The organism is Pseudoroseomonas sp. WGS1072 (genome assembly GCF_049340465.1).
Classification (GTDB): Bacteria; Pseudomonadota; Alphaproteobacteria; order Acetobacterales; family Acetobacteraceae; genus Pseudoroseomonas.
Genome location: NZ_JBMPSU010000002.1, coordinates 157,996 through 170,138, shown reverse-complemented (window position 1 = coordinate 170,138; position 12,143 = coordinate 157,996). Strand labels below are relative to the sequence as shown.

12 protein-coding genes are annotated in these 12,143 nt (G+C 71.3%); 2 read left to right on the top strand and 10 right to left on the bottom strand.

What is annotated here, in order from left to right; genetic code table 11:
• Nucleotides 1-88: 88 nt before the first annotated feature.
• Nucleotides 89-1,561, top strand: a complete 1,473-nt coding sequence (gene zwf, locus ACF3NH_RS18925) for a glucose-6-phosphate dehydrogenase (protein ID WP_198366853.1) — start codon at nucleotides 89-91, stop codon at nucleotides 1,559-1,561.
• A 3-nt stretch (nucleotides 1,562-1,564) separates the two neighbouring features.
• On the opposite strand, the gene ACF3NH_RS18920 is transcribed toward zwf, so the two are convergent.
• From ACF3NH_RS18920 to ACF3NH_RS18910, 3 genes are all read right to left on the bottom strand, one after another.
• Entirely contained in the window at nucleotides 1,565-2,680 is a 1,116-nt protein-coding gene (locus ACF3NH_RS18920; RefSeq protein ID WP_422925071.1) for a helix-turn-helix transcriptional regulator, read from the bottom strand.
• Nucleotides 2,681-2,780: 100 nt separating this feature from the next.
• On the bottom strand, nucleotides 2,781-3,626 hold the full coding sequence (locus ACF3NH_RS18915) for a beta/alpha barrel domain-containing protein (RefSeq protein ID WP_198366851.1): 846 nt from the start codon (nucleotides 3,624-3,626) through the stop codon (nucleotides 2,781-2,783).
• A gap of 228 nt (nucleotides 3,627-3,854) precedes the next feature.
• Nucleotides 3,855-4,793, bottom strand: a complete 939-nt coding sequence (locus ACF3NH_RS18910; RefSeq protein ID WP_198366850.1) for an NAD(P)H-dependent flavin oxidoreductase — start codon at nucleotides 4,791-4,793, stop codon at nucleotides 3,855-3,857.
• A gap of 231 nt (nucleotides 4,794-5,024) precedes the next feature.
• Between ACF3NH_RS18910 and cysE the strand changes: the two genes are divergently transcribed.
• Nucleotides 5,025-5,882, top strand: coding sequence for a serine O-acetyltransferase (gene cysE, locus ACF3NH_RS18905; protein WP_198366849.1), 858 nt, complete (start codon nucleotides 5,025-5,027; stop codon nucleotides 5,880-5,882).
• 29 nt (nucleotides 5,883-5,911) lie between these two features.
• On the opposite strand, the gene cysK is transcribed toward cysE, so the two are convergent.
• The 7 genes from cysK to ACF3NH_RS18870 all read right to left on the bottom strand — a co-directional run bounded on the left by cysK (nucleotide 5,912) and on the right by ACF3NH_RS18870 (nucleotide 12,096).
• Nucleotides 5,912-6,826, bottom strand: coding sequence for a cysteine synthase A (gene cysK / locus ACF3NH_RS18900; protein WP_198366848.1), 915 nt, complete (start codon nucleotides 6,824-6,826; stop codon nucleotides 5,912-5,914).
• A gap of 94 nt (nucleotides 6,827-6,920) precedes the next feature.
• Nucleotides 6,921-7,844, bottom strand: coding sequence for an allantoinase PuuE (locus tag ACF3NH_RS18895; RefSeq protein ID WP_198366847.1), 924 nt, complete (start codon nucleotides 7,842-7,844; stop codon nucleotides 6,921-6,923).
• A 6-nt stretch (nucleotides 7,845-7,850) separates the two neighbouring features.
• On the bottom strand, nucleotides 7,851-8,324 hold the full coding sequence (locus tag ACF3NH_RS18890) for an ureidoglycolate lyase (protein ID WP_198366846.1): 474 nt from the start codon (nucleotides 8,322-8,324) through the stop codon (nucleotides 7,851-7,853).
• Complete coding sequence (locus tag ACF3NH_RS18885) at nucleotides 8,321-9,139, bottom strand: ABC transporter permease (protein WP_422925067.1); 819 nt, start codon at nucleotides 9,137-9,139, stop codon at nucleotides 8,321-8,323. The genes ACF3NH_RS18890 and ACF3NH_RS18885 overlap by 4 nt, the downstream gene beginning before the upstream one ends.
• A complete protein-coding gene (locus ACF3NH_RS18880; protein ID WP_198366844.1) occupies nucleotides 9,132-9,962 on the bottom strand; it encodes an ABC transporter permease in 831 nt (276 codons plus the stop codon). Before ACF3NH_RS18880 ends, ACF3NH_RS18885 begins: the two co-directional genes overlap by 8 nt.
• On the bottom strand, nucleotides 9,959-10,987 hold the full coding sequence (locus ACF3NH_RS18875) for an extracellular solute-binding protein (protein ID WP_198366843.1): 1,029 nt from the start codon (nucleotides 10,985-10,987) through the stop codon (nucleotides 9,959-9,961). The genes ACF3NH_RS18880 and ACF3NH_RS18875 overlap by 4 nt, the downstream gene beginning before the upstream one ends.
• Complete coding sequence (locus tag ACF3NH_RS18870; protein WP_422925064.1) at nucleotides 10,984-12,096, bottom strand: ABC transporter ATP-binding protein; 1,113 nt, start codon at nucleotides 12,094-12,096, stop codon at nucleotides 10,984-10,986. The genes ACF3NH_RS18875 and ACF3NH_RS18870 overlap by 4 nt, the downstream gene beginning before the upstream one ends.
• Between the last annotated feature and the right edge of the window lie 47 nt (nucleotides 12,097-12,143).

Here is a 12,143-nt window from a genome sequence, read left to right as displayed (position 1 = left end):
AGGCCCGGCCTAGACTGGGCCCCGGCGCGCCGCGGCCGGAGAGCGCGAGACCGGTCCGCCACGACACTTCCTCCGCGAGCAGGGATGCATGGCCCAGATTCTACCCGTTCCGACCTTCGACTGCGTGATCTTCGGTGCCACCGGAGACCTGACCATGCGCAAGCTGCTGCCGGCGCTGTTCCATCGCTTCCGCGACCGGCAGTTCGACGAGGCCTGCCGCATCCTCGCCGCGGCGCGGACCGAGCTGGAGGAGGACGCCTACCGCCGGCAGGCCGAGGCGGCGCTGCGGCGCCATGTCGCGGTGGAGACGGTGGAGCAGGAGGAGGAGCTGCGCCGTTTCCTCGCCCTGCTGCGCTATCTGCGCATCGACGGCGCCGGCGAGGCGGGCTGGGACCGCCTCGCCGCCCTGCTGGCCGAGCGGCCGGAGCATGTACGGCCCTTCTACCTGGCCACCTCGCCCGAGCTCTATGGTCCGATCTGCCGCAACCTGGCCGAGCATGGGCTGATCTCGCCCCAGGCCCGGGTCGTGCTCGAGAAGCCGATCGGGCATGACCTCGCCTCCGCCCGCGCCATCAACGACGCGGTCGGCGCCGTGGTGCCGGAGGCGCAGCTCTTCCGCATCGACCACTACCTCGGCAAGGAGACGGTGCAGAACCTGCTGGCGCTGCGCTTCGCCAACACGATCTTCGAACGGCTGTGGAATGCCGACGTCATCGACCATGTGCAGATCACCGTGGCGGAGACGGTCGGTGTCGAGGGGCGCGGCGGCTATTACGACCGCTCGGGCGCGCTGCGCGACATGCTGCAGAACCACATGCTGCAGCTGCTGTGCCTGCTGGCCATGGAGAGCCCGGTCTCGCTCGACGCCGACGCGGTGCGCGACGAGAAGCTGAAGGTGCTGCGCGCGCTGCGCCCGATCACGCCGCTGGAGGCGCCGGGCTTCGCGGTCCGCGGCCAGTACACGGCCGGCGCCGTCGGTGGGCAACCGGTGCCGGGCTATCTGCAGGATCTGGGCGAGCCGACCAGCACGACGGAAAGCTTCGTCGCCATGAAGCTGCAGATCAACAACTGGCGCTGGGCCGGCGTGCCCTTCTACCTGCGCACCGGCAAGCGCCTGCCGTGCAAGGTCTCCGAGATCGTCGTGCAGTTCCGCACGCCGCCGTTCACGCTGTTCCCGGCGGAGGCCAGCATCACCGAGCCCAACCGCCTGCTGATCCGCCTGCAGCCGGCGGAGGGGATGCGGCTCGAGATGATGACCAAGGAGCCGGGGCCGGGCGGGCTGCATCTCCGCCCCACCGGGCTCGACATCTCCTTCGAGAAGACCTTCGGCCAGAGTTTCCCGGACGCCTATGAGCGGCTGCTGATGGATGTGGTGCGCGGCAATGCCACGCTGTTCATGCGCCGCGACGAGGTGGAGACGGCCTGGACCTGGGTCGAGCCGCTGCTGCGCGCCTGGGCCTCGACACCACAGCCGCCCCGCCCCTATCCGGCCGGCAGCTGGGGTCCGACCGCCGCCATCGCCCTGATCGAGCGCGATGGCCGCACCTGGTATCAGGAATAGGGCTCAGCTCAGCACGGGCAGCAGCGCGGCCTGCATCCGCGCCACGCAGGCGGCCTGATGGCGGGTCTCCGTCTTCTGGAAGATCCGCGCCTGATGCGTCCGCACGGTGGTGATGCGAAGACCCTGCATGGCGGCGATCTCGGCCGCCGTCAGGCCGGCGAGCATGCCCGACGCCACCCGGACCTCGGCCGGCGTCAGGCCGAACAGGGCCGGCAGTTGCGCCCCCAGCTCCTGCCGCGTCATCACCTCCTTGGCGACGACCAGCGCGCGGGGCGCCTGCCGCCCCTCGGCCGAGAGCGGGCTGACCTGGAGGCTGAGCGGCACGGCCGACCGGCCCGCGACGGTGGCCAGGAAGCCGCCCCGCCGCTCCAGCTCGGTGCCGAGGCAGGCCTGCTGCACATACTTGCGCAGCCGCGCCACCACCGCCCCGTTGCCAAGCCCGAGGGCGGCGATGCCGTGGTGCCGCGCCGCGCCGATGCGGGCCAGCAGCATCTCCCCCGCCCGGTTGGCGCGCAGCACCTGGCCATCGGCGCCAACCTCGTAGATGGCGATGTCCAGCAGATCGAGCCCGTCCACGATGCCTTCCCGCGGGAGGCGAAGCCCGCCGAACCGGTCGCGCTGCCCCAGGCCGGCGCGGATGAACGGCATCAGCTTCCGCATCAGCCGGTAGTCCTCGGCATCGAAGGCCGGGCGGGTGCGGCCCCGCTCGACATGGATCGCCCAGCCATCGCCCGGCCCGTCGATGCGGCAGCCGATCGAGGCATACATGTCCTGTGGCCGCATCCACTCGTTCCAGAACGCGCTGCCGTGCAGACCCGCGGGTCCGAGCAGCTTCTGGTCGCAGTAGATGGAGCCGGGGGCCAATGGCCTCGCCGCCTGCCAGACGAGATTGCCGCGCCAGTAGTGCTCGGCATAGCTGCGCAGATAGCCCTCGGTGTGACCGACGCCGAAGACGTCCTGCGCCTCCGGAGGGTGGCCGAGGCGGCCCAGGCACGCGGTGGTGCCGCCGAAGAGCTGGCGCAGTTCATGAAGCGCGGTGCCCAGCCTGCTCTCGTCGCAGGCCGCTTCCTGCCATAACCCGGCCACATCCAGCACGGCGTCCAGCGTCACCCGCTTCATGCCCGTGCCCCCTGTCGCAGCGACCCCGGAAGGTTCATTCCGGATTACATGAGAAAGGCGGAGGACAACGCAAGGCTTATGGTGCGCCGTCGCGGAGGCGTCAGAGGCGCTCCATCCTCGCCGTGATCTCCAGCGGCGGGGCGCTGTAGGGCGAGGCGGTGATCAGCAGGTCGGCGTCGGCGCGCGCATAGTCGGCGGCATTCCCCTCGGTCACGCCCCCCGCCGCGGCAATGACCGGGCGCCGGGGGTGATCGGCGAGGGCGCGTGTCACCTCCGCCAGCTGGGCCGGGCTCAGCCCGCCACATTGCACGATGTCGACGCCGGCATGGGCCAGCAGCACCGCCTCGTCCACCGTCCCGGCCTCCACGGCGATGCTGCGCTCCGGCTGCGCCGCGCGCAGGCGCGCCACCCAGCGATAGGCGGGCTCGCGGCCCAGGAAGGCGCGGTGCGGGGCGCCGACCAGGATGCTGTCCGACAGGCCGAGGCGGTGCGGCACGCAGCCGCCGGCGGCGATGGCGCGGAGCATCACGTCCCTGGCGCCGGGCAGATGCTCCCGCGGGCAGGCGACCGCGATGCCCGGCTTCTCCCGGCGCGCGACGGCGCGAATGCGGGCGGCCTGCGTGGCGATGCCGGAGGTGGTCGCCATCAGCGCCTGCGCCACCCTGGTGGCCTGATGCAGCGCGGCGGCCGGTCCGGTCGCGGTCAGGATCGGGCCGCCCTGATCCAGCAGGGCGCCGGAGGCGGCGACACGGTGCACGGCGCTGCAGCCCGCCAGCAGGAAGAGCCGTTCCGCCTCCTCCGAGCAGCACAGCGTCATGGTCCGGCCGGCGCAGAGCTGCACCTGCCCCACCGCGTCCCCGATGCCGAGGCCCAGGGTGGTGATGTCACCGTAGGGAGCCTCCTCCCGCAGCATCTCCTCCAGGCGAGCGGCGCGAAGCGGCAGCATCACCGGCAGCAGCCCCCCTGGCCGAGCTGCGCGGATCGGAAGGCGGAATGCGTCATGGACAGGTTTCCTCGGTGGCCGGCAGGGGCCGCCAGGCGCGAGGGCCAGGGCAGGAAGGCGGGCGCCGGCGGCGGGAACACTCTCCTGCCTGTGAGGCCCGCCCGCAAGGCGACCCCGCCGCATGGCAGGGCGGCCGGCGGTGCAGGAATTGCCCTGCCCCGCCGGCCCGGATCAGCCCTCGGCCTCGCGGGAGAGCGCGCGCAGGGCCTCGCGATATTCCTGCCCCAGCCGGCCGCAGAGCTCGGCCACGGTCGGCACGTCCTCGATGCTGCCGACGCCGTGCCCGGCCGACCAGATGTTCTTCCAGGGTCGGTGCTCGGCATCGGTGTGCTTCTCCGGCCGCGGCGGCAGGTTCTCCGGATCGAGCCCGGCGGCGACCAGGCTCTGGCGCAGGAAATTGGCGTTCACGCCGCTGATCGCCGGGGTGTAGATGACGTCCCGGGCCTTGGCCTCCAGCAGCATGGCCTTGTAGTCCGGCGGGCCCATGCTCTCCTGCGTGGCGATGAAGCGGGTGCCGAGATAGGCCAGGTCCGCCCCCATCAGCCGCGCGGCGGCGACATGCGCGCCCGTGCTCATGGCGCCCGAGAGCAACAGGGTTCCCTGGAAGATCTGCCGCAGCTCGGCCAGGAAGGCGAAGGGGCTGAGCTGGCCGGCATGGCCGCCGGCCCCGGCGCTGACGGCGATCAGCCCATCCACCCCGGCCTCCGCCGCCTTGGCGGCGTGGCGCAGGTTGACGACATCGTGGAAGACCAGCCCGCCATAGGCATGGACCGCATCCACCAGCTCCTTCACCGCACCGAGCGAGGTGATGACCAGGGGCACGCGGTGCTCCACCGTCCGCGCCAGATCGGCATCCAGCCGGGTGTTGGAACGGTTGACAATCAGGTTCACGCCGAAGGGCGCGGCGCCGGGCTGGCCCTCCAGCCGCCCGGCGATCTCGTCCAGCCAGTCGCCATAGGCCTCGCTGCTGCGCTGGTTCAGCGAGGGAAAGGTGCCCAGCACCCCGGCGCGGCAGGTCTCGACCACCAGATCCGGCCCGGAGACCAGGAACATCGGCGCGGCGACGATGGGGAGCGCGAGGCGGCCCTCGAGGGCGGGGGGCAATGGCATTCTCGTCATCTCCTCAGTGTTTGGCCTGGTGGTTTGACCCAGCTCGGCGCGGGGCCGGCCTTGTCCCGCCAACCTATCGGAGCGGGGCCGTGGCGGCCAAGCCCCCCGCCCCGCGACGGGCCCGCAGGGGACGGGCGGGGGATCGCGGGGCTGAAGATTTCGTGTCGCCCCTCCCGCCGCCCGCCGACCCACCGCATATCCGGTGGCCGAAGGCTCCGATGGAGAGATCCCTTGTCGCGATCCGCGCCGCATCACCTGTCCCTGGTCTCGACGCAGGCGGAGCTGACCGACGCGCTGTGGCACCAGCTGCGCCGCGAGGCAGAAGCCGCCCAGACCGCCTCGCCGACCCTGGCGCCGCTCTTCCTGGAATCGATCCTGAACCAGCCCGACTTCCCCACCGCGGCGTTCCACCGCATCGCCGCCCGGTTGCGCAACGACACCATCTCGCATTCCATCATCTTCCAGGCCTTCCAGCAGGCCAGCCGGGCCGATGCCGCGCTGGTGCTGGGGCTGAAGGCGGATATCGCCGCCGTCTTCGAGCGCGACCCGGCCTGCGAGCGGCTGATCGAGCCCTTCCTGTACTTCAAGGGATTTCACGCCATCCAGCTGCACCGGCTGAACCACTGGCTCTGGAAGCAGGGGGAGCGGGATCTTGCCCTCTACCTGCAAAGCCGCGCCTCGGAGGTGTTCCAGGCCGATATCCACCCGGCCGCCCGGATCGGCCGGGGCATCCTGCTCGACCACGCGACCGGGCTCGTGATCGGCGAGACGGCGGAGATCGGCGACGATGTCTCGCTGCTGCAGGGCGTGACGCTGGGCGGCACCGGCAAGGAGGCGGGGGACCGGCATCCCAAGATCCGGCGCGGCGTCATCATCGGCGCGGGGGCGAAGATCCTGGGCAATATCGAGGTCGGCGAGGATGCCCGCATCGCCGCCGGCTCGGTGGTGCTGGCGCCCGTGCCGCCGCGCACCACCGTGGCGGGCGTGCCGGCCCGGCCGGTCCGGATGGACCAGGGCGCCGCCTCGCCGCGCAGCGCCGACGAGATCCTGGCCGAGATGGCCTATACGGCCTTCGACTACACGATCTGAGAAGCCCCGCCGTCCCGCCCCGGCGGGCCTCAGCCCGGCAGGAAGTCCGGAACCGAGAGATAGCGCTCCCCGGTGTCATAGTTGAAGCCCAGCACCTTCGCGCCCTGCCCCAGCTCCGGCAGCTTGGCGGCGATGGCGGCCAGCGTCGCTCCGGAGGAGATGCCGACCAGCAGGCCCTCCTGCAGCGCCGAGCGGCGGGCATAGTCCTTGGCCGCATCGGCCGCGACCTTGATGACGCCATCCAGCAGGTCGGTGTGCAGGTTGGCCGGCACGAAGCCGGCACCGATGCCCTGGATCGGGTGCGGCGCGGGCGATCCGCCGGAGATCACGGGCGAGGCCTCGGGCTCCACGGCGAAGACCTTCAGCGCGGGCCAGGCCTGCTTCAGCACCTGGGCGCAACCGGTGAGGTGGCCGCCGGTGCCGACGCCGGTGATCAGCGCGTCCAGCCCCTCGGGGAAGTCACTCAGGATCTCGCGCGCGGTGGTCCGGACATGCACGTCGATATTGGCCGGATTTTCGAACTGCTGCGGCATCCAGGCGCCGGGCGTCTCGGCCACCAGCTCCTTGGCCCGCTCGATGGCGCCCTTCATGCCCTTCTCGCGCGGCGTCAGGTCGAAGGTGGCGCCATAGGCCTGCATCAGCCGGCGGCGCTCGATGGACATGGATTCCGGCATGACCAGAACCAGCCTGTAGCCCTTCACCGCCGCGACCATGGCCAGCCCGATGCCGGTATTGCCCGAGGTCGGCTCGATGATCGTGCCACCCGGCTTCAGCCGGCCCTCCGCCTCCGCCGCCTCGACCATCGACAGGGCGATGCGGTCCTTGATCGAGCCGCCGGGATTGGCGCGCTCGGACTTCACCCAGACCTCGGCGTCGGGGAAGAGGCGGCCCAGGCGGATGTGCGGCGTCTGGCCGATGGTCTCGAGAACGGAGGTGGCGCGCATCGGTGTCTCCCGGCTTGTGTTGCCGCTGACTTGGGGTGTCCGGCGCGCGGATGCTATGGGGGGAGCCGCCCCGCCGCCAAGCGGGGCCGTCACCCTATTCGTTCAGCCCGCGGCCGGGATAGGGATGCTGCCTCACCCAGTGCCGGGCGATGTCGATGCGCCGGGTGATCCAGACATCCTGATGCCTCTGGATATGGTCCAGCAGCCGCGCCAGGCCGGCCGCCCGGGCCGGATGGCCGATCAGCCGCATGTGCAGCCCGACCGACATCATCTTCGGCGTCCGCGCGCCCTCGGCGTAGAGCGTGTCGAAGGCGTCCCGCACGAAGCTGAACCACTGCTCCGAGGTCCCGACGGCGCCGGCGTACTTGCCGTCATTGTTGGTCAGCGAATAGGGCACGACCAGATGGCCCTTGCCCTCCACCGTGACCCACCAGGGCAGTTCGTCGGCATAGCTGTCGCTGTCGTAGAGGAAGCCGCCCTCCTCGACCACCAGGCGGCGCGTGTTCTCGCTGGGTCCGTAGCGGCAGTACCAGCCATCGGGGCGGTGCCCCACCGTCCGCTCCAGCGAGGCGACGGCGCGGCGGATGTGCTCGCGCTCCTCGGCCTCGGAGAGTTCGTAGTGCTTCACCCAGCGCCAGCCGTGGCAGCAGACATCGAAGCCGCTCTCTCGGATGGCCGCCGCCGCCTCGGGGTTGCGCTCCAGGGCCAGGGCGCAGCCGAAGACCGTCATCGGCAGGCCACGCTCCTGGAACAGCCGCATCAGCCGCCAGAAGCCGACCCGGCTGCCATACTCGAACATGCCTTCGGCAGCGAGGTCGCGACCCTTCGGGATATGCGCGATGCCAGGGGCCTCGGTCAGGCCGTGCTCGGAATAGCCCTCGCCATCCTGCACCGAGGGCTCGGAGCCCTCCTCGTAGTTCATGACGAAATTGACCGCGACGCGCGCGCCGCCAGGCCACCGCGGGTCCGGCGGGTTGGCGCCATAGCCGATGAAGTCGCGCTTCACCTGATAGGTCATCGGAGGTCAGTCCAGGTCCAGGGTGAAGGGTTCGACGGGGACGAATTCCTCATCCCCCGGCCCGCCATCGCGCCACATGAAGACGGCGAAGCGGGCCGGCGCGCCGAACACCGTCATGCCGTGATGCCAGACATTGATGCCATAGGTGACGGCCTGGCCCGGGCCGGGTAGGAAGGCGCGCGCCCTGGCCATGTCCGGTCCGCCATCCGCGCCATGCGGCGCCACCAGCACCAGCCAGGCGGCGGCGCCGAGCGGAACGAAGCTCTGCGACGAGAACTCGTGCCGCTCCATCGCCTCGACGCGCAGCCGCCGCGCGGGCTCGGGCTCCTTGCAGGACAGCGACAGGCTGGGCCAGGCGCCGGCCCGGCCATTGGCCAGCGCCGCCTCGTAGTAGAGGCGGCCGGCGGCCTCCGGCACCGTCAGCACCTCGCCGAAGGGCGCGAAGGCCTCGGCGGTCAGGGGTTCGGGCTTCAGCGTCATCCGGCCATCCTGCGGACCAGGCCCACGGCACGGTCCATCACCACGAGAAGAAGGAAGGCAACAGCCACCAGCACGCCGGAGGCCGCCGCGACGCGCACGTCGAGCGAGGTCTCCATCATGCCCCACATGCGGATCGGCAGCATGTCCGTCTCAGCCGAGGAGAGGAAGAGGGAGACCGGCACATTGTCGAGCGAGGAGACGAAGGCGAGGAAGGCCCCGGCGGCCACGCCCGGCATGATCAGGGGCAGCACGACGCGCCGGAAGGTGCGCCAGGGCGAGGCGCCGAGGATGGCGCTGCTCTCCAGCAGGGCGGGATCGAGCCCCGCCGCGCTGGCGCCGATGGTGCGCAGCGCGAAGGGCGTCGCGATCATCGCATGGCCGGCGACCAGCAGCCCGAAGGACGGCGGCTGCCGCAGCCAGGAGAAGAACATCAGCGTCGCCAGGCCATAGGCGATGCCGGGCAGCACCAGCGGCGCCATGAAGCCGCCTTCCGCCATGCGCGCCCAGGCGGCGCGGGAGCGGGAGATGGCCAGCGCCGCGCCGGTCGCCAGGGCGGTGGAGAGCGCGGCCGTGCAGGCGGCGACGGCCAGGGAATTGCCGGCGGCGACATGGATCTGCGCCGAGCGCGCGGGGTCGAAGAGGTCGGCGTACCAGCGCAGGGTCAGGCCCGGCGGCGGAAAGCGCAAGGCCTGCGAGGTGGTGAAGGAGGTGAGCAGCACGATCAGCACCGGCCCGATGAGGATCAGCAGCCCGATCGCGGCCAGGGCCAGGATCAGCAGGGCCAGCGGCTTGTCGCGGGCGGCGAATCTAGACATGCGCGGCCTTCCTTCCCACTGCCGAGAGCGCCGCCGCGACGGCCAGCACCGAGGCCATCAGCGTCAGCGCCAGGGCCGCCGCGAGGGGCCAGTTGAACACCACCATGGCCTGCTGCCAGACCAGCGACGGGAGATAGGCCAGCCGGCCGCCGCCGATCACCGACTGCGAGATGAAGGCGGTGGAGGCACTGGCGAAGACCAGCGTGGCACCGGCCAGCAGGCCGGGCAGCGCCATCGGCAGCACGACACGGCGCAGCGTGCGGAACAGCGAGGCGCCGAGCGAGGCCGAGGCGTCGAGCAGCGCCGGGTCGATGCGTCCGAGCGAGGCGATCAGCGGCAGCAGCATCAGCGGCATCTCGATCTGCGTCAGCGCCAGGATCAGCCCGGGTTCGGTCTGCAGCAGCGGGATGGGCGCGCTGGTCAGGCCCGTGGAAAGCAGCGTGCTGTTGATGACGCCCTCCCGCCCCAGGATGACGATCCACGCGAAGGTCCGCACCACCACCGAGGTCAGCAGCGGCAGCACGGCGGCGAGCAGGATGATCCGCTTGAGGGCCGGCCCCGCCACCATGTGCAGCAGCGCCAGGGGCACCGCGAAGAGCAGGGTGGCGAGCACGGTGAGGGCGCCGAGGCGCAGCGTGTTCAGAACCGCCTGGCGGTGGAAGGAATCGCCCAGCACGTCGCGCCAGGCCGCGAGGCTGGCAGTGTCGAGATTCTCGTCCGTCGCGAGGGAGGTCGCCGCCAGCAGCAGCAGCGGCGAGAGGAAGAACAGCAGCTGCGCCAGGGCGAGCGGCAGCGCGAGCCGCCACGCGCCCCGCTCGCTCACTTGGCCATCTCGCGGTTGAAGCGGTCGATCCAGCGCGGCCGCTGCGGGTTGATCTTGGTCCAGTCATGCGTGACGAAGGTCCTGAGGTCGTCGATCGACTTCATCGGCACGTCGGCGCCCGGCTTCACCTCGGTATTGACCGGCACGAAGAAGTACGGCGCCTGCGACAGCGCCGACTGCACCGGCGTGCTGATCATCGTGTCGATGTACTGGTAGGCGGCGTCGATGTTCTTGCTGCCCCTGGCGATGTGCATCGTGGTGCCGAAGGCGGCGGCGCCGCTCTCCGGCACCGCGAACTCGATGTCCACGCCACGCGACTTCAGCAGCGTCACCGTATAGGTGTTGGTGTACATCAGGCCGATCTGTCCCTGCTGGAACAGGCCCGGCATGGCGGCCGGCTGCGCCACGGCGGCGACATCGGGCAGGATCTTGCGCAGCGCCTCGAAGAGCGGTTCCATGTTCTCCTCGGAGCCGCCGACGGACTTGGCCATCTCGATCAGCGAGATGGTGCCGAAGGTGGTGCCGAAGCCGGTCAGGCCGAGCTGCTTCGCGTATTCGGGCCTGAACAGGTCCGCCCAGCCCTTCGGCTTCTCCATCTTCTTCGGATTGTAGGCGATGCCGACGACCTGCGCCGCGACCCCGGCGCCCACCGCGTCCGCGTAGCCGGCGGGCAGCTTGCCGCGGTTGCTCAGGCGGCTCGGATCGAAAGGCTCGAAGAGCTTCAGGTCCATGCCGCTGACGCGTGGGCCGGGATCGAGCACGAAGACATCGAAGGGCGCGACCCCGCGCGCCGCGCGCGCCTTGGCGATCTGGTCGACGGCGAAGAGCGGCTCGAAGGCCACGTCGACGCCGTGGTTCTGCTTCAGCGCCGGCGCCAGCACGGCCCGCAATGCCTCGTCCCAGCCGCCCGGATAGACCGCGGCGGTCATGCTGCCGGCGGCCCGCGCCGGCCCGGCCGGCAGGGCGGCGGCGCCCAGCAGCCCGAGGGTGGCGCTCAGGGCGTGGCGGCGGCTCATTTCGATCATGTCGCGTCTCCAACGGGGAAAAGGGCCGGACGGGCGCCGGGCGAGAGGCCGATGCGCACCGGTCCGGGCGAGGGCGGCGCGCCGTGTCGCGCCTGGTGCAGCTTGAGTTCGGTGTTGCCGGCCTCGACGTCGTGCACGAGGGCCGGGCCCAGCGGGAGTGAAAGGCGCAACCGCGCCGGCCAGCTCCCGGCTGTCTCCGGCGCGTCCGGATGCAGCATGAGATGCTCGGGCCGCGCGCTGAGCAGCACCCGTTCGCCCAGGGCGAAGCCGCGCGGGCTGGGCACCGTGACCGTGGCGCCGACATCGAGGCGGATGCGGTAATCCTCGCCCTGCCGCGCCTCGACCTTGCCATGCAGCCGGTTGCTGGTGCCGACGAAGCCGGCGACGAAGGGCGTGGCGGGAGTGTCGTAGACCTCCGCGGGCGCCGCCACCTGCTCCACCTGGCCGCGGTTCATCACCGCCATGCGGTCGGCCATGCTCATCGCCTCGTCCTGGTCGTGCGTGACCAGCACGGCGGTGACGCCGAAGCGGCGCTGGATGCGCTTGATCTCGAGCTGCAGGTCCAGCCGCAGGGCGCGATCGAGCGCGGCGAAGGGCTCGTCGAGCAGCAGGATGCGCGGTTCGGTGGCCAGTGCGCGGGCCAGCGCCACGCGCTGCTGCTGCCCACCCGAGAGCGCGCGCGGACGCCGCTCGCCGAACGCCTCCATGCGAACGGCGGAGAGCGCCGCCTCGACGCGGCGGACGATCTCCGCCTTCGGCCGGCCCCGGGCTTCCAGTCCGTAGGCGACATTCTGTGCCGCTGTCATGTGGGGGAAGAGGGCGTAGGACTGGAAGACGATGCCCACGCCACGGCCGCCGGGCGGCAGGTGATCGATCGGGCGGCCATCGACCAGCACGCGCCCGGCATCGGCGCGGATGAAGCCGGCGACGGTGCGCAGCAGCGTCGTCTTGCCGCAGCCGGAGGGGCCGAGCAGAGCCAGGATCTCGCCGGGCTCCACGGTGAGGGTCACGCCATCCACCGCGGTCGCGCTGCCATAGCGCACGCGGATGCCGTCCATGTCGAGACGATGGCCGGCGGTGGACGTTTCGATCGGAGAGGTCTTCAGCATCGCGCTCGTCGGCAGCAAGAGTTGTGCCAGCGACAGAAGTTCCGCCA